Genomic DNA, 16,368 nt, shown 5'->3' on the forward strand with positions numbered 1-16,368 from the left:
CTCCCGTGGCGTTACGACGGTGGTAACAAATTCGTAGCGTGCTAACCGGGGTTGATCCTGGAGAGGTTCACGGCCTACGGTGCGATAACTTCTCATTATGAGAGTGGTCCAAACGGTCGTACGTACTCCTGTCGCGAATGTGAGAACTCCAAGGTCGTATCTACGTCCCTAAATCATATCGGTGATGAACGCAATAATGTCAATTAAGAGTGAAAATTCCCGGACGTATTCGACTTACAGTAGTCGTCGCCGTTTTCGTCGTTCTTGCGGGGTGTAGTGGAGTACCGTGGTCGCCGACCGTAACACCGTCACCGACGAGCGGCGAGAACACGACAGCACTCGCACCCGGGCTTACCGAATCGGGCGTAACTGACGCATGGGCGCTGACGAAGGCCCACCGCGACCACCTTACGAACACCACGTACACGAAGCGCTCCTATCGGTCGATTCGCGCTGATGGAACCCTTCTCCAAAACCACTCGACGACGATGAAACGCGGCCACGGTGGGCAGTACCTCTATGATTTGCACATTGGGGGTTCCGAACGGAACTCGATTCGTGCGATAACCGTGTTCCGGAACGACTCAATGCTCGTCCAACGAACGGTTTACGAGAATGGAACGGTTGCACACGTTGGCGCGGAGAAGGCAGCGACACCCGAGAAGGAACGATATGGGGACGTCTACTCAAAATTGGTTGCAAGTAATACGACGGTTGCGGAGACGATTGAACGCAACGGTACGAGGCTCTACCGGGTGGAGTCAGTCGGTGAGCCGGACACCTCTTCAGCATACGTGAACGCCTCGAACTATGAGTTTTCGGCGCTCATTAGCCCTGAGGGGTTCGTCCATGAGTACCACGTCTCCTACGCGACAAGTCGTGATGGGCGGACGGTGACCGTGACCGTCAGTCTCCAATTCACTGAACGGGGACAGACGACCGTCCATCCCCCGGTGTGGGCTTCGAAAGCCTAAGTGAGACGTTTCGTAATGAATTGTGTGACGAAGAGTCTGGCTGAAAGCCAGAAATTTTTCGCGTGCGGAATTACCTACTATGCGCTCGCACACGCCCGGTGATGGGACTCAGAAAGCAGTCCGGCAAAAGGACAAAACTTTGTACGATTTCAGGGTTCGTTCCTTGAGAAACGTGGGAAGCGAACGGATGGGTTGGGGCGGATTCGAACCGCCGACTTCCTCCGTGTGAAGGAGGTATCATAACCGAACTAGATCACCAACCCAGTGCACTCAATCCTATTCGAGCGCATCCCTTAAGAATTGCTTTCCGACTACGCTTCCGGCTCTTCCTTACCGCGATACGCACCGATCTTCTTGCGGGCGTCAGCGATCGCTTCCTCGGCTTCGCCCTCTGCTTTTCCCTGCAGGTCCTTCAGGTCGGCCTTGACGGCCTCCAGGCGGCTGGGTTTGGGCTCTTCTTCCTTCCCAGTGAGTTCTCGAAAGCGTTCCTCGACCGGTTCGAGTTCCTCTTTGACGCCCTTGGTGGCGGTTTCCCCGGCACGCTTCAGGTAGTACCGTGCGTCTTCGAAGTGCTTGTTCATATCTGTCCCTCCGCGAAGGACGAATATATCTCTTGTGCCCGGAAAACCATGAGGAACCACAGCTAACCGAGGGACAGCGAGCGGCCACGATGGTAAACGTGCCGTGCGGGTACGAACTGTTTTGCGCCACCACCTGCAACGGGGAGATATGTTCACACGGGTGTCGATCCCGACGCCGTTTCAGGTCGGGCCAGTCAATGCATACATCGCGCGGCGAACGATTGTCGATCCGGGACCCGACAGCGAGGAAGCGTGGTCGCGTCTGATCGAGGCGCTTGAAGCACGTGAACTGTCCCCAGATGATATCGAGCAGGTGCTGGTCACCCATCCGCACCCGGATCATTTCGGCATGGCGAACCGGTTCGCCGAGCGGGGAGCGCGTGTCCTCGCCAGCGAACCGGGAGCAGAAATCATGGGCGATTTCGCGGCGCAACTACACACTGAGCAGTCCTACTTCGCGGATTTCTTCGAGCGGTGTGGTGTCTCACGCGAGACCGCCGAAACGGTCACACAGCTACCGGAAGCCTTCCTGCCTTACGCCCAGAGCGTCGACACCGACCGCGCGCTCGTGGCCGGTGATACCGTCACCGTCGACGACATAGAGTTAACGATTGACGCCGTGCAGGGCCACTCCGCGGGCGAAATAATCTTTTCGTACGACTTTCAGGGCCGACGTGAAGCGGTCGTCGGCGACAACGTGCTGGGCGACATCACACCCAATCCGTTCCTGCAGGTGCCCGACGAAAGCGGGGCGCGGCCGAAGGTGTTACCGGCATTTAACGACTCGCTCCGGTGGCTCCGTGAGCAAGGTCACGACCGATTTCTCACCGGCCACCGCGAGCCAGTCGAAGCACCGCAGGAGCGTATCGACGACATCCTTGCGGAACACGACCAGCGCACCGCGGAGGTCGCCGACATCGTCTCCGGCGGAGCGACGACACCCAGTGACGTGATGACGGCGTTGTTCGGCGACCTGCCCGCCACAGAGTACTTTGCTGGGATGAGCGAGGCTGTCGGCCACTTGGACGTACTCGAAGTCACCGACCGCGTCGAGAAACGTGAGAGCGGCGGCGTGTTCGTCTACGAGTCGGCGTAAAAGAGACCGGCGAGTGTATCAACCCGCGCTTACAGCAACTGCGCGGCCTGGAACGCGATTTCGGAGACGCGGTTGAAGCCGGGCAGCAGGAGCACCGTCACGATAGCGGCGCCCACTACAGCGGTGTACAGCCCCATCGGGTACGACTCGATGGTCCGGCTGCCGGTCGGTTCCTCGATCCACATCGCCTTGACGACGCGGGAGTAGTAGAACAGGCTAAGCGCGCTGTTGATGATGAGCGCGGCGGCCAGCGACCACGCGCTGACGTTGAGCGTCGCCTGGAACAGGTAGAACTTCGAGAAGAACCCGCCGCCGATCGGCAGGCCGGCGAGGCTGAACAGGAACACCGTCATCGCCGCACAGGCGACCGGCGCTTCCTTGCCGAGGCCGTTGTAGTCCTCGAAGCGGCGGCCGACGCCCCAGTACTCGGCCAGCGCAATGAACAGGAACGCGCCCGTGTTCATGAAGCCGTAGACGAGCAGGTGGGACATCCCCGCACTCATGCTGAGACTCAAGCCCTCACCGGAGCCAGACACGGCGGCGAGCCCGATGAGGACGTAGCCGGCATGGCCGACGCTGGAGTAGGCCAGCATCCGCTTGACCGTCTCTTGGGTCGCGGCGGCGAAGTTCCCGATGAACATCGTCGCGATGGCGAGGATCTGGAACGCCATCACCCAGTTGATCGCGCCGCCAGCGGCGAGTAGGTCACCGATCGGGAAGGCGACGGCGAACGCGCGGAACGCCAGCACGAAGCCGGCGGCCTTTGACGCCGAGGAGAGGAACGCCGAGATCGGTGCCGGTGCGCCCTCGTACGCCTCGGGTGCCCAGAAGTGGAACGGCACGGAGGCGGTCTTGAACGCGACGCCGCCGATGATCATCAGGATACCGACGCCGAGAATAGCCATCGGGACGGCAGGGTCACCGGCTTGGGCCTGAACCGACCCGTCGACGATGGTCTGGACCGTGCCACTGGAGATGGCCGTCGCGACGCCGTCGAATCGAAGCACACCCGTCGCAGCGTACACGAGCGAGATACCGTAGGCCAGCACCGCTGAGGACACCGCACCGATGAGGAAGTACTTCAATCCCGCCTCGACGCTGCCCTTGTTCTCCTTGAGGAAGGCGACGAGCGCGTAGGACGGTAGGGATACCAGTTCGAGTGCGACGAAGGCCGTCGCCAGGCTGTTGGCCGCGCTCAGAAGGCTCATCCCGGTCGCGGACAGCAGGACCAGCGCGAAGAACTCGGCCTGGTAGCTGTGTTCGGCGACGTAGTCGTAGCTCGCGAGCACAACCAGCGTCGTGACACTGCCGACGATGGCCATGAAGAACAGGGCCATCTGATCGACGACGATCTGGTTGTTGAACAGCGCGACGCCAGTGCTATCGGCCATTCCGGTGCCGGCGGTGATAAACCAGCCGGCGAACCCGAAGGAAAGCAGGGAGCCGAGCACCGAGATACCGGTCAGCAGCCCCGTGTTCGTCGTGTCCGGGTCGACCGAGTCCGCCAGCAGCAACACCAGGGAGGCGAGGGCCAGCGAGAGTGCCGGGGCAAGCGCCATCCAGTCAGGGAGTGCGACCATCTATGCACCACCTCCGATTTCGAGAACCGGTGAAATCGAGTCCTGTATCATGGCAAAGGAGAGGTCCGGTGCGACACCGAGTGCGATGACCAGCAGGAGCAACACGGCCAGCGGCGCGACGTCGTGGAACGCGGCCGGGCTGACCTCGTAGTCCGTCTCCAGATTGAAGCCACCGAACAGCGTGCGCTGCATGGCCCACAGCAGGTAGCCGGCCACGATGACGATGCCGAACATCGCCAGCGAGGTCAGCACCGGTGCAGCCCCACCGAGCGTCGGCGCGTTGAACGAGCCCTGGAAGATGAAGTACTCCCCGGCGAAGCCGGCCATCAGCGGCAGGCCCATGTAGCCGAAGGCGGCGGCGACGAAGATGCCGACCGTCCAGGGCATCCGGTCCGCGAGGCCGGACATATCGCCGACCATGCGCGTGTGCGTCGTGTTGTAGATGACACCGACGCACATGAACATCAGCCCCGAGATGAGGCCGTGGGCGATCATCTGGAAGGTCGCCCCGCCCATGCCGTAGGGCGTGAACGCGACCAGACCCAGGATGACATAGCCCATCGATGAAATCGACGAGTAGGCGACGATGCGTTTGAGGTCGCGCTGTGCCAGCGCGAGCATCGCGCCGTAGATAACGCTGACAACGCCGATAATCGCCAGCGGAACCGCGAGCTGACGTGCCGTGTCAGCGAGCATCGTGAAGTTGAACCGCAGCAGTGCGTAGGTCCCCATCTTCAGGAGGACGCCGGCCAGCATGACCGACACCGGCGTCGGGGCCTCAACGTGAGCGTCTGGCAGCCACGTGTGCAGCGGGAAGACGGGCACCTTCACCGCGAACCCGAAGAACATCAGGATGAAGGAGATGGTCATCAGGTTCACGCCGGCGATGGTCGGCAGCCCGCTCGCGGTGCGGAACGCCTCGGCCATCGCAGGCAGGGACAGCGACGTGAGATCGGTGCTGAACACGAGCGCGAACAGGCCCGCGAACATGATTAGCGACGCCACGTTCGTGTAGACGAAGAACTTGATTGCGGCGTACTTCCGGCGCGGGCCACCCCAGACACCGATGAGCAAGTACATCGGGATGAGGACGCCCTCCCAGAAGACGAACCAGAGGAAGAAATCGAGCGCGGAGAACACGCCGATGAGGCTCACTTCCATGAACAGCATCAGCCCGTAGAACTGGGACTGGCGCTCGTCGATGGGCGTCCACGCCGAGACGATGGCAAGCGTCGTCAGCACCGTCGTCAGCACGAGCAGCGGCATACTGATGCCGTCGAGGCCGACGTAGTACGACACTTCCAGTTCACCCAGCGTGATCCACGGGATCTGCTGGCCGAACGCGATGTCGGCGGGCGACAGCAGCGCGTTGCCCGTGCCGCCGTACTGCGTGAGGTACACCCAGTACATATAGATGCTGCCAAGCGCCGGCACCGCACTGACGGCCGCGGCGAGCTTTCCGGCGTACCGGTCAGGCGAGAGGAACACGAGCCCGGTTCCCAGCAGGGTCACGAGCAGGAGCGCGGCGACCCACATCTAGAACCACCCTCCCATGATGCCAAAGGCAGCAAGCAAGAGCACGAGTCCAAGCGTCAGCAGCGTCGCGTAGTTGCTGACGACGCCGGACTGGATGCGTCGGATGCGGCTGCCGCCGAACAGGCTCACGCTGGAGATGCCGTTGACGACGCCGTCGACGACACCCTGGTCGAACTTGTTCATCACACGGGCGAGCGGGTAGGTGACACCCGTCGCGAGCCACACCTGATATTCGTCCTGATAGTAGTTGTGCATGAGTAGCGTCTTCAGACCGCCAAGCTTGTCGGTATGCTCGACCGGGTCGGCACCGGCATAGAGACTCCGCGCGACGAGCACGCCGGCGAGTGCGAGACCCAGCGAAACTCCCGCAGAGGCGAGCAGGGTCGTCGTCTCACCGAGCGGGTAGCCCTTCGCGACGTGAGCCACGTCCTCCAGGAGCGTCTCGTAGTGGTGCAGTCCAGTGTTGAGCGTTGCGGGCCAACCACCCTCTTCGGGGCCGTTCAGCCACACGTGCAGGAAGTCGATGTGTGCGCCGGTCAGATCCGCGACGGGCTTCATGTTGATGAATCCGATAGTCGTCGCAAGGATGCCAAGCACCGTCAGCGGGCCCTTGACGTTCCAACGGACGGGCTCGGGGTCACGAGCGGTGTCCGAGCGCGCGTCGCCGTGGAAGGTCAGGTACACCATCCGGAAGGTGTAGAAGCCGGTGAAGAACACGGCCAGTAGCCCCATCGCGTACGCGGCGAGGTAGACCGTGCCGAGGCCACCCTCAGTGCCGAAGCCGTGGATGAGCGCCTCGTACAGCACCTCGTCCTTGGACCAGAAGCCGGCGAAGGGAACGATCCCGGCCAATGCGAGCGAGCCGGCGAGGAACGTCCAGTAGGTCACTGGCATCCGGTCTTTCAGACCTCCCATGTCCCACATGTTCTCGTTGTGGTGCATGGCGATGATGACCGACCCTGCGCCGAGGAACAGCAGCGCCTTGAACACGGCGTGGGTGGTCAGGTGGAAGACAGCGGCGATGTAGCCACCCGAGCCCAGCGCGAGCATCATATACCCGTACTGGGAGATGGTGGAGTACGCGAGCACTTGCTTGATTTCCTGTTTGACCAGACCCATCGTTGCCGCAAACAGCGCGGTGAAGCCGCCGATAAGGGCGATGACGGCCAGTGCCGTCGGCGAGAGGGCGTAGAAGCCGTACATACGCGCGACGAGGTACACACCGGCTGCGACCATCGTCGCTGCGTGAATCAGGGCCGAGACCGGCGTCGGACCTTCCATCGCGTCGGGCAGCCACGTGTGCAGCGGGAACTGCGCGGACTTGCCGACAACGCCGCCAAGCACGAGGAGGCCGAGCACGGTGAACCAGGCCTGTGGCCCCATGCCGACCGTCTCAAGCATCGCGATGCCCTCAACCTCACCGTCGACGATAGCGTGCTCGGCCAGCATCGGGAAGCTCTCGGCGACCACCTCGCCGCCCTGCGTAAGCGGGGCGAACAGGCCGGTCCCGAAGGTAGCGAAGATGCCGACGACGCCGATGAGGAAGAAGTAGTCACCGAAGCGGGTGACGAGGAACGCCTTCTTCGCGGCACTCGGCGGGCCATCCTGACGGAACCAGAAGCCGATGAGCAGGTACGAACACAGGCCCACCAGCTCGAAGAACATGAACGCCATCAGGAGGTTGTTGGCGACGACGAACCCGAGCATGCTCGCCGTGAACAGGCCGAGTCCACCGTAGTAGCGCGGGAGGCCAGTCTCGCCCTCGTCGTTCATGTACCCGAGCGAGAAGATGTGGACGAGGAACGAGATGAGACAGACAATAAGCAGCATGAGCGCCGACAGCGGGTCCAGCAGGAGTCCGAAGTTGAGCTGGAGCGTCTCGACGCTCGCGGTCCACGTGTACAGTATCTCGTTGTGGACCTCACCGCCGGCCACTGTCAGCGCGACCCAGATCGACAGCAGAAGCGATCCGCCCGTCGCTGTGATCCCAGCGAGCGCGCCGCCTTTTGGCATGCGATCGCCAGCAAACAGCGCGACGAGGAACGATACGAACGGCAGCAGGACAATCGCCGGAGCGTATGTGAATGCAGCCATCTGTTACCACCTCATCGTCGTCGCCTTCGTCACGTCCACGTCTGTGAAGTTGCGGTACAGGACCAGGATGATGCCGATCCCGATGGCGACCTCTGCGGCGGCGAGTGCCATCGTGAACAGGCTGAACACCTGGCCGGTGAGGTTCCCGTGTTGCAGCGAGAACGCGACGAGGTTGATGTTCGCAGCGTTCAACATCAGCTCGACGGACATCAGGAAGATGAGCGCGTTCCGTCGGGTAAGGATGCCGAACAGACCGATACAGAATATGGCCGCCGACAGAAGGAGATACGTCTCGGCCGGAATCACGAGTCGTCACCTCCCGGACCACCGTCAGCGGCAACGGCCATATCGTCGTCGTCCGTGGTTTCGACACCGAGCGTTACTGATTCGCCAGCGACTTCGCGTCGGGCGAGCATGACGGCCCCAACGAGAGCGGCCACCAGTACGATGTCGATCACTTCGAAGGCGACGAGGAACCCTTCAGCGGGGACGGCAGTCTCACTCTCGCCCATAATCGCGCCCGGGGCGATATCGAACATCGCCGCACCGAGGCTCTTGGTTATCGCCGCTCCCTCGCCGAAGCCCGCTGGCGCGGGAAACGAGACGCCCATGAACACTGCACCGAGAACGACGAACAGGGCGATTGCGGCCAGTCCAGCGACGAAACTCCCCTCCGTCTGTAGTTCGGGTTTTGTGGTCATGGTGTCACCTCGATCACCGACTCGTCCTCGCGGGTCAGCATCACCGCGAAGGTGATGAGAACGAGGACGCCGCCGACGTACACCAGGATCTGCATCGTTGCGACGAACGCCGCCTGGTTCATTACGTAGAACACTGCGACGCTGACGAGTGACACGCCCAGTAACAGCGCCGAGTGCCAGACGTCCCGGACTAACACGACGCCCGCAGCGCTGCCCACTGTTACCATAGCGAACAGCGCGAACGCAATTGACTCTGCCAGTGCCATCTTACTTGGAGACTCTTTGCGGCGTCCCTTTGAAGATTCCTCTTTCGTCTCGCCAGTAGAGCCACTGTTTGCCGGTATGGCCCCCAGATTTCGGGGCACTTCCGTCCTGCTGGCGAAAATGTGCCACTCCAGCACCGTTTTTGACGACACACACCGTCGTTCCACCTCGGATCAACACCGGAAAACTTGCCTGAGCGGTTGCGGCCGTTCTGGAAAACCCGCGCTAATCAGAACAGGGCAGTCGCTCCGGGGGCAGTAAGCGAAACCCGCTGAAAGTCCGTCGAAGGAGTTACTGGTAATCCACTTCGCCGTCGCCCTCGCCGATCCACGCGCCCCGATCGGGTTCGCGGGACTCTAGTGGGTCGATATCCTTGTACCACGGCACGTTCTTGAGTTGTTCCTTGTCGTAGGCGAACTCGTCTTTCGTGTCCGCGGTGAACTCGAAGTTCTGTGTCAGCAGGATGGCGTCGGTCGGACAGACCTCCTCACACAGCCGGCAGTAGATACACTGGCCGATGTGGAGGTTGTACTGCTCGCCGTTGCGCTGCTCGTCCATCACAATCTGGATGGTGTTGTTCGGGCAGACGTTCTCACACTGCCGACACCAGATACACCGCTCCTGGCTCCACTTGTGGACGCCGCGGAAACGGGGGCTCACCTCGGGGGCGACGTCAGGGTACTCTACCGTGAACGTCTCCCCGTCGAGGGCGTGTTTCATCGTCGTCGCCATTGATTTCAGGATTCCAATCATGAGTGGTCACCTCCAGTCGCTCGCGGGTCGGTTCGCGTGGCCGTCATCAGACGGTCACCCCGACGATAACCGCGGTCAGCAGTAGGTTCGCCAGCGACAGCACCAGCATCCCCTTCCAGCCGATCTCGATTAGCTGGTCGATCCGGACGCGGGGCACCGCCGAGCGGGCCCACTGCGTGAACAGGAAGACGCCCCAGATCTTGATGAGGAACCAGACGATACCCGGCAGGACCGGACCGGCCGGCCCGCCGAGGAAGATCGTGGCGATGATCGCCCCGCCAAGGAAGATGTGGATGAACTCGCCGAGATAGACGAGCACGAAGTACACCGAGGAGTACTCGGTCTGGTAGCCGGCGACAATCTCGGTCGGCGCTTCCGGGATGTCGAACGGGTTCCGGCCGACCTCCGCGAGGTTCGCGATCAGGAACAGCACGAACGCGAAGGGATTCACGAACGCGTACCACGACGGCAGCGGGCCGATCAGCGACTGCTGCTGTGCGGCGACGATCTCGCTCATCTGGAGCGAGCCGGCGAAGATGACCACCGACGCGCCCGTCAGGATGAGCGGGATCTCGTAGGCGAGGTTCTGTGCGACAGCACGCAGTCCGCCGAGGAACGAATACTTGTTGTTCGATGCGTAGCCGGCCATCACCAGACCGACGGAGGCCATTGAGGCCGTCGCGAACACGTACGCCAGACCGACCTCGGGGTCGGCGAGCTGGATGCCGTTCCCCATTGGAATGACAGCGAAGCCAAGCAGTGCGGTACTGGCGATAATCAGCGGCGCGAGGTCCCACGCCGGTCGGTCAGCGCCTTCGGGAACGATAAGTTCCTTCGACAGCAGGCGGACAGCGTCGGCCACGATAATGAACAGCCCGTACGGTCCGATACGGTCGACGGCGATACGGTCGGTGAACGCGGCCGTAATCTTTCGCTTCGCCCACGGACCGGCAAGCGCCGTGTTCGTCATCATAAGCGTCCCGATGAGCCCCGCGCCGATGAGGCTCATTACGATCATCACGGCCGTGCTGTTGGGATCCAGCCCGAGCAGGTTCGCGAGCGTTTCGGGTAACGGCGCCGACTGCATTACCGGTCCACCTCCCCGAGTACGATGTCGAGGCTCCCGAGCGAGGCGATCATGTCAGGGATGTACTCGCCCTGGGACATCTCCGGCAGCGTCTGCAGGTTCGAGAAGCACGGGCTGCGGATCTTGAACCGGGCCGGCTTGTCCGTCCCGTCCGAGCGGATGTAGATACCGAGTTCGCCCTTCGCGCCCTCGACGGAGCGGTAGATCTCCTTGTCAGGGTCCGGCCGGAGTGTCCGCGGGACGTTGGCCTGAATCTCGCGGTCGTCTTCCGGCCACTGCTCCAGCAGGTCGACACACTGCTCGATGATGCGCGCAGACTCTTCGACCTCGCGAAGGCGAACGAGAACGCGACTGAAGTTGTCGCCGCCCTGCTCGGTGACGACGTTCCAGTCGAGTTCGTCGTAGTAGCCATACGGGTCGTCCCGCCGAATATCGTAGTCGACGCCCGAGCCGCGTGCCACGGGACCGGTCGCGCCGTACTGCTTGACCTGCTCCGGGGAGAGGACGCCGGTGTCGACACACCGCATCTGGAAGATCTCGTTGCCGGTGACGAGGTCGTGGATCTCTTCGAGCTTGTGCGGGAGATCGTCGAGGAAGTCCCGAATCTTTTCGAAGTACTCCTCGCGGGGTTCGGGCAGGTCCCAGGCGACCCCGCCCAGTCGGAGATAGTTGAACATCAGCCGCTGGCCGGTCAGGTCTTCCAGGAGGTTCTGGACGATCTCGCGGTCGCGGATGCCGTACTGGAAGACGGCGGTGAAGTCACCGAACACGTCCAGCGCGAACGTCGCCAGCGCAAGTTCGTGAGAGGCGATCCGGCACATCTCTGCTGCCATCGTCCGGATGACCTGTGCGTACTCCGGGACCTCGATGTCGGCGAGGTCCTCGGCCGCGCGGGCGTACGCCCACTCGTTGAGGATCCCAGCGGAAATGTAGTCCCATCGGTCCGGGTACGGCATGATCTGGTGGCGGTAGGTACCCTGCTGACACATCTGTTCCTCGCAACGGTGCAGGTAGCCGATGTCGGGTTCGAGATCGGCGATCTGCTCGCCGTCCAGCACCGTCTCGACGTGGAGCACGCCGTGGGTCGCCGGGTGGTGCGGGCCGATGTTGACGAACATCGTGTCCGGATCGTCCTCGCTACGCTTGTCGTCTTCCAGCGGGTTCGCGTGCTCGCGCAGTGAGACGATCTGTGGCTGGTCCTGATTGTAGTCCTGACTCAGGGGGTGGCCCTGCCAGGTCTCGGGCAGCAGGATGCGCCGGAGGTCCGGATGGTCGTCGTAGTCGATGCCGACAAGGTCATACGCCTCCCGCTCGTGCCAGTCTGCGGTGTCATAAACGCGAGCGGCCGACTCGTTGTGCGGATCGTCTTTCGGCGAGGGGACGACAATCGACAACTCCTGTGTCGGGTCGTTGTACTTCCGCAGGTGGTAGATGGATTCGTACCGGTCGTCGTACTCCTGTGCCGTGACACAGGCGCAGTGGTCGAACCCAGCCTCCTCTTTCAGCGTCGAGAGGACTTCCTGAACCTCGTCGGGACGGATGACGAACCCCTCGGCGTTGAGGTGTTCCTCGCGGTCGAGGACGTGGCCCCCGAGTAGGTCCGCGAGTGCGTCGTAATCGAGGCCGTCCTCCGTAACGCCGACATCGAGCGCCGTATCGCGTGATGGTTTTTCTAAACTCATGGCAAGTTAGGGGGAGTCGTTCCAGTTGTACCGCATGACGAGGTCATCCTCGTTGATCTCGCTGGCGAGTTTGTCCACGAGCTCGTCCTGTTCGAGGTCGCCGAACTGCTCCAGTTCGTAGGGTTTGACCGTCACCGGCGAGGACTCGCCTTCGGCGATGCGCTCTTGCAGTTTGGCGACGCCGTAGATGAGTGCCTCGGGGCGGGGCGGACAGCCCGGGACGTGGATGTCGACCGGGATGACCTCCTCTGCGCCCTTGATGACGTTGTACCCTTCCTGGAACGGCCCACCGGAAATGGTACACGACCCCATCGAAACGACGAACTTCGGCTCGGGCATCTGGTCGTAGACGCGCTTCATCCGCGGCGCGAACTTCGAAACAATGGTCCCCGGGACGATGATGACGTCCGCCTGGCGTGGGGACGCGCGCGGCACCCCTGAACCGAAGCGGTCGAGGTCGTGTTTGATCGCGTAAGTGTGGATCATCTCGATGCTACAGCAGGCGATCCCGAACTGCAGCATGAACATCGAGGAGCCCCGGACCCAGTTCATGAACTTGTCGAACTTGGTCAGGATGAACGGCGTCGACCCGAACGCCTCGCGTAGCGTCGAGTTGAAGCGGTCGTCGGCCCCGTCACCCATTCGGGCCTCCTGTGTCGATACGTCTCTCGCGGCCGGTGGTGTCTGGTCACTACTCATATGTGTCTGCCCCCTTCGTGGCGCGCGGACTGCGCACCCACTGAACTGCGCCGTTACGCCAGGCCCAACCGAGTCCGATGGCGAGAATCGCGATGAATACGACCATCGGTAGCAGTGCCGTGGTCATCCCGAACTCAGCGGCGGCGTCGCTGTAGATGACCGTCCACGGGAAGATGAAGACGGTCTCGATGTCGAAGACGACGAACAGCAGCGCGACCATGTAGTACTGGATATTAAACTTGATCTGTCGACTGCTGCCAGTCGGCACTTCACCGGACTCGTAGGTGGTGCGTTTGCCTTGTTCCGGCACGCTGGGCCGCAAGAGGCTCGAAACTGCCATCATCGTCAGTGGGATGGCTAGCGCCACGACCGCGAGCGCGCCGATGGCGATCCATGGATTACTCATTCCGGTATCTCCTATCGTCTGCCGGTTAGAAGTACTCGCATATAAGGGTTCATTGTTCGGTTTTTCGGCCCTGTGGGTCTTTAAGAGCCGACGCGCCTTCGGATGGAAAGAGACCTGCACCCACCGCACTTCCCGTATCGCGACGCCCCTCGCTGCTCACTCGTCCCAGTACTCGCGTTTGAATCCGGGCGTCCCGAGTTCGTGGAGGTCACGCGACGCCTCGCCGACCTCGGTTTGGAGCCCCTCGTGATACGAGACGAGTCGATCCCGAAGCTCGTCGTGTTGCCGTGCCAGAATCTGTACCGCGGAGAGCGCGGCGTTGAACGACTTGCCGGCGTCGACCGCGGTGATGGGCGCACCCTGGGGCATCCCGATGACCGAGTCGACTGATTTCTCCTGCACCGGAACCCCGATGACCGGTAGCGGGTAGGCGATGCTTGCGGTCATGTTCGGCAGGTCCGCGGACTTGCCGCCCGCACCGGCGATTATCACGTCGACGCCGCGGTCGGCGGCCGTCTCTGCGTACGCGTACATCAGGTCCGGCGTCCGATGGGCCGAGCAAACGAACGTTTCGAACGTGAAGCGATTCTCGGGCGCGTCGGTGTAGTCCGTCTGTTCCTCGAACCCGAGTTCGTCGGCGAGCGCCGCGTAGGCCCCGGGCCGTTTGCCTTGCCCGCCGGCCATCGTCGGCAGGTCCGAGTCGGAGCCCATGATGATGCCGACATCGGGCGTCAGGTCGTTCGGACGGTCCATCTCAGCTTCTTCGTGTAACTGGTCGATGAGCGACTGGACGCTGTCTGCGGGCATACGACTGACTGGAACCGGGACCGGCGTAAGTGTAGGCGGTTTCCAGTCAATCGGCCAGCGCCGCTTCCAGTTCAGTAAGGAGCGCCTGTGGCTCTGCTGGAAAGCACCTGAGTGGATCGGTACGGCCGGTTACCTGTATCCGGAGCGCGTACCGCTTGCGATACGTGAGCGCGAGGCTGACGGTACCGGCGACAGCGAAGGCCCCGCCGAGGAGGACGGACCGGTCGAATGACAGCAGGCCGAACCCGACCAGCGCGGCGCTCATCACCGCAAGAAACCAGTCGATGTCCTGTAGGCTCACCTCGACCACGTCGTCGAGGTCGATTACCACCGGACCGTCACCGCGGTCGACCACCAGTCGGTCAGCGCCGAGGACGACAGTCCCGCCGGTTCGGAGCGTGCCGGTGTACCGTTCGGTGTCGATGGGCGGGACGGTGTCCCCGGTCGTACCGTCGCTATCGCTGTCCACGGTCAGTCGTCGCTCACCGCGGGCTGGCGGTCGCCGCCGCGGCCGCGGATACGGTCAATCGACGAGACGTACTCACTGTCGTCTTCGGTGAGCGCGGCCCAGGCCGCGAGACCGCGCTCCTCACGGGTCCCAGGCACAGTGTTGTCGAGGACAAAGGCGACAATGCCGCCGACGACCATCCCGGTCCCGCCCATGACGAACAGCGTGGTCGCGACGACATCGGTCCCGAGGACGCTCCCCAGCACCGGCACAGCCGCGAGGCCCTGCTGGAGGGCTGTCGCCCCGCCGACATCCATCCCCTGTCCGACCTGGCTCATGTACTCGGGCACTGCGAGCCCGGCAAACATCGCGAAGCCGACGATGAAGACGTTTCGGTTGGCATCAAGGTCGACGTACTTGAGCTGTGAGAGCCCGACAGCGGCGATCTGGCCGAACATGACGATGTAGAGGCCGCCGATGATCGGCGACGGGATGGTCGCGAACAACTGGCCCGCTGGCCCGAAGTATCCGACCAGAATCATCACCGCGGCACCGATTTGCACCACGTAGCGGGACGCGACGCCGGTGATAGCGATGGCACCGATATTTTCGGTGTAGGAGGTGCAGCCGTTGCCGGTGCCCATGATGCCGGCGAACACGTTGCCAACCCCCTCCATCCCGATGCCGTCGTTGATCCGACTGCTGTTCGGTGCGCCGCGACCGGCGATGCGGGCGACGGAGTGGTAGTCACCGAAGCTCTCAACGACGGAGGCGAGCATCCCGGCGAACATCCCGACGATGAAGCCTGGCGTGAACTGCGGGAGCCCCCACTGGAACGGATATATGGGCTGGACCAGCGGTGCGCTCGTGACCGAGCCGAGCGAGACGTAGCTGACCGACCCCGCGGCGAAGACGCCGGTGACCGAGAGGATAGCTGCGACAGTCCATGCAAACAGAATTCCCAAGAGTACGGGAAAGAGTTTGAACGCGCGGTGGCGTCGATCGAGGTACTGTGAACACGCGATGATAGAGAGCATCGTCAGCCCGAGGAGCCACCAGTTCTGTCCGGTCCCGGGGTCGCCGAAGTTCGGGTTCGCTATCTGTGGGACGTTAAAAAGCGACAGTCCGATGAGCGCGATGACCGGCGCGATGACGACCGGACCGACGTATCGTTTCAGCTTCCCCATGAGGCCGCTGTAGCCGATCACCACTTCAACGATACCGGCGACGATGACGGCCCCCTGTAACTCGACGAGCATAGTCTGCCAGTTCGCACCCTGCTGGGCCAGCACGCCGATGATGGCCAGCCCGGGTGCAAGCATTGAGAACGTCCCGCCCTGAACGATCGGATATCTGTTCCCGAGCGTCGTCTGGGCGAGCGTCGCGATGCCCGAGACGACGAAGAACGTCCCGATGAGACGGCCGACCTGGTCCGGCGCGGCCTCGAACATCCCCATCGCGCCCGCCAGTCCGAGCGGGATTGCGACGGACGCGCCGATCATCGTCAGGTAGTGCTGGACGCCGAGCAGTATCGCTTGCTTTCGCGGCGGCTTGTCGTCGATGCCGTACTCGACGAAGCCGGCGGTTTCCGGTTCCTCCGGTGTGGTTGCACTCTGGCCGTCATCGGGCGGTGTCGCGTCAGTCATGCTCGCTACCCATG

General features: G+C 62.6%; 17 protein-coding genes and 1 tRNA gene. 2 read left to right on the plus strand and 16 right to left on the minus strand.

The genetic code is table 11. The annotated features are described in order from the left end of the window. The first annotated feature begins 209 nt into the window (after positions 1-209). Complete coding sequence (locus IEY38_RS15195) at positions 210-974, plus strand: hypothetical protein (RefSeq protein WP_188979180.1); 765 nt, start codon at positions 210-212, stop codon at positions 972-974. A gap of 188 nt (positions 975-1,162) precedes the next feature. Here the strand turns inward: IEY38_RS15195 and IEY38_RS15200 are convergent. After that, a tRNA-Val gene (locus IEY38_RS15200) sits at positions 1,163-1,237 on the minus strand. 48 nt (positions 1,238-1,285) lie between these two features. Continuing rightward, on the minus strand, positions 1,286-1,555 hold the full coding sequence (locus tag IEY38_RS15205; RefSeq protein ID WP_188979182.1) for a DUF7553 family protein: 270 nt from the start codon (positions 1,553-1,555) through the stop codon (positions 1,286-1,288). Between the two features lie 148 nt (positions 1,556-1,703). Between IEY38_RS15205 and IEY38_RS15210 the strand changes: the two genes are divergently transcribed. Continuing rightward, positions 1,704-2,651, plus strand: coding sequence for an MBL fold metallo-hydrolase (locus tag IEY38_RS15210; protein ID WP_188979184.1), 948 nt, complete (start codon positions 1,704-1,706; stop codon positions 2,649-2,651). A gap of 29 nt (positions 2,652-2,680) precedes the next feature. On the opposite strand, the gene IEY38_RS15215 is transcribed toward IEY38_RS15210, so the two are convergent. From IEY38_RS15215 to IEY38_RS15280, 14 genes are all read right to left on the minus strand, one after another. Then, positions 2,681-4,231: an NADH-quinone oxidoreductase subunit N gene (locus tag IEY38_RS15215; protein WP_188979185.1), complete on the minus strand. Its 1,551-nt coding sequence runs from the start codon at positions 4,229-4,231 to the stop codon at positions 2,681-2,683. Beyond that, entirely contained in the window at positions 4,232-5,767 is a 1,536-nt protein-coding gene (locus IEY38_RS15220) for a complex I subunit 4 family protein (RefSeq protein ID WP_170095727.1), read from the minus strand. After that, a complete protein-coding gene (nuoL, locus tag IEY38_RS15225; RefSeq protein WP_188979187.1) occupies positions 5,768-7,861 on the minus strand; it encodes an NADH-quinone oxidoreductase subunit L in 2,094 nt (697 codons plus the stop codon). A gap of 3 nt (positions 7,862-7,864) precedes the next feature. Further along, positions 7,865-8,167, minus strand: a complete 303-nt coding sequence (gene nuoK, locus IEY38_RS15230) for an NADH-quinone oxidoreductase subunit NuoK (protein ID WP_004518191.1) — start codon at positions 8,165-8,167, stop codon at positions 7,865-7,867. Further along, positions 8,164-8,562 carry an NADH dehydrogenase subunit 6 gene (locus tag IEY38_RS15235; RefSeq protein ID WP_005538257.1) on the minus strand — a complete coding sequence of 133 codons (399 nt, stop codon included), beginning with the start codon at positions 8,560-8,562 and terminating at the stop codon, positions 8,164-8,166. The genes nuoK and IEY38_RS15235 overlap by 4 nt, the downstream gene beginning before the upstream one ends. Further along, a complete protein-coding gene (locus IEY38_RS15240) occupies positions 8,559-8,828 on the minus strand; it encodes an NADH-quinone oxidoreductase subunit J (protein WP_004591678.1) in 270 nt (89 codons plus the stop codon). Before IEY38_RS15240 ends, IEY38_RS15235 begins: the two co-directional genes overlap by 4 nt. A 289-nt stretch (positions 8,829-9,117) precedes the next feature. Further along, positions 9,118-9,579 (minus strand): NuoI/complex I 23 kDa subunit family protein, encoded by a 462-nt coding sequence (locus IEY38_RS15245; RefSeq protein ID WP_004518194.1) that lies wholly within the window; start codon positions 9,577-9,579, stop codon positions 9,118-9,120. Between the two features lie 46 nt (positions 9,580-9,625). Continuing rightward, positions 9,626-10,666, minus strand: coding sequence for a complex I subunit 1/NuoH family protein (locus IEY38_RS15250; protein WP_170095729.1), 1,041 nt, complete (start codon positions 10,664-10,666; stop codon positions 9,626-9,628). Then, positions 10,666-12,348 (minus strand): NADH-quinone oxidoreductase subunit D, encoded by a 1,683-nt coding sequence (locus tag IEY38_RS15255; RefSeq protein ID WP_170095730.1) that lies wholly within the window; start codon positions 12,346-12,348, stop codon positions 10,666-10,668. Before IEY38_RS15255 ends, IEY38_RS15250 begins: the two co-directional genes overlap by 1 nt. Positions 12,349-12,354: 6 nt before the next feature. Next, entirely contained in the window at positions 12,355-13,047 is a 693-nt protein-coding gene (locus IEY38_RS15260) for an NADH-quinone oxidoreductase subunit B (protein ID WP_188979189.1), read from the minus strand. Next, positions 13,040-13,453, minus strand: a complete 414-nt coding sequence (locus IEY38_RS15265; protein WP_005538264.1) for an NADH-quinone oxidoreductase subunit A — start codon at positions 13,451-13,453, stop codon at positions 13,040-13,042. Before IEY38_RS15265 ends, IEY38_RS15260 begins: the two co-directional genes overlap by 8 nt. Before the next feature lie 156 nt (positions 13,454-13,609). Further along, positions 13,610-14,260 carry an AIR carboxylase family protein gene (locus IEY38_RS15270; RefSeq protein ID WP_005538265.1) on the minus strand — a complete coding sequence of 217 codons (651 nt, stop codon included), beginning with the start codon at positions 14,258-14,260 and terminating at the stop codon, positions 13,610-13,612. Positions 14,261-14,306: 46 nt separating this feature from the next. Next, positions 14,307-14,729: a hypothetical protein gene (locus IEY38_RS15275; RefSeq protein ID WP_188979192.1), complete on the minus strand. Its 423-nt coding sequence runs from the start codon at positions 14,727-14,729 to the stop codon at positions 14,307-14,309. Between the two features lie 2 nt (positions 14,730-14,731). Continuing rightward, positions 14,732-16,354, minus strand: a complete 1,623-nt coding sequence (locus IEY38_RS15280) for a uracil-xanthine permease family protein (RefSeq protein ID WP_188979194.1) — start codon at positions 16,352-16,354, stop codon at positions 14,732-14,734. Positions 16,355-16,368: the final 14 nt, after the last annotated feature.

This window comes from Haloarcula sebkhae, assembly GCF_014647415.1.
Classification (GTDB): Archaea; Halobacteriota; Halobacteria; order Halobacteriales; family Haloarculaceae; genus Haloarcula; species Haloarcula sebkhae.

Excerpts from the sequence above, each read along its gene's own strand:
- IEY38_RS15210 (WP_188979184.1), top strand. The coding sequence starts at position 1,704 with ATGTTCACACGGGTGTCGATCCCGACGCCGTTTCAGGTCGGGCCAGTC.
- IEY38_RS15265 (WP_005538264.1), bottom strand. The coding sequence starts at position 13,453 with ATGAGTAATCCATGGATCGCCATCGGCGCGCTCGCGGTCGTGGCGCTA.
- IEY38_RS15280 (WP_188979194.1), bottom strand. The coding sequence starts at position 16,354 with ATGACTGACGCGACACCGCCCGATGACGGCCAGAGTGCAACCACACCG.
- IEY38_RS15245 (WP_004518194.1), bottom strand. The coding sequence starts at position 9,579 with ATGATTGGAATCCTGAAATCAATGGCGACGACGATGAAACACGCCCTC.
- IEY38_RS15205 (WP_188979182.1), bottom strand. The coding sequence starts at position 1,555 with ATGAACAAGCACTTCGAAGACGCACGGTACTACCTGAAGCGTGCCGGG.
- IEY38_RS15270 (WP_005538265.1), bottom strand. The coding sequence starts at position 14,260 with ATGCCCGCAGACAGCGTCCAGTCGCTCATCGACCAGTTACACGAAGAA.
- nuoL (WP_188979187.1), bottom strand. The coding sequence starts at position 7,861 with ATGGCTGCATTCACATACGCTCCGGCGATTGTCCTGCTGCCGTTCGTA.
- IEY38_RS15215 (WP_188979185.1), bottom strand. The coding sequence starts at position 4,231 with ATGGTCGCACTCCCTGACTGGATGGCGCTTGCCCCGGCACTCTCGCTG.
- IEY38_RS15220 (WP_170095727.1), bottom strand. The coding sequence starts at position 5,767 with ATGTGGGTCGCCGCGCTCCTGCTCGTGACCCTGCTGGGAACCGGGCTC.
- IEY38_RS15260 (WP_188979189.1), bottom strand. The coding sequence starts at position 13,047 with ATGAGTAGTGACCAGACACCACCGGCCGCGAGAGACGTATCGACACAG.
- IEY38_RS15250 (WP_170095729.1), bottom strand. The coding sequence starts at position 10,666 with ATGCAGTCGGCGCCGTTACCCGAAACGCTCGCGAACCTGCTCGGGCTG.
- IEY38_RS15255 (WP_170095730.1), bottom strand. The coding sequence starts at position 12,348 with ATGAGTTTAGAAAAACCATCACGCGATACGGCGCTCGATGTCGGCGTT.
- IEY38_RS15240 (WP_004591678.1), bottom strand. The coding sequence starts at position 8,828 with ATGGCACTGGCAGAGTCAATTGCGTTCGCGCTGTTCGCTATGGTAACA.
- IEY38_RS15235 (WP_005538257.1), bottom strand. The coding sequence starts at position 8,562 with ATGACCACAAAACCCGAACTACAGACGGAGGGGAGTTTCGTCGCTGGA.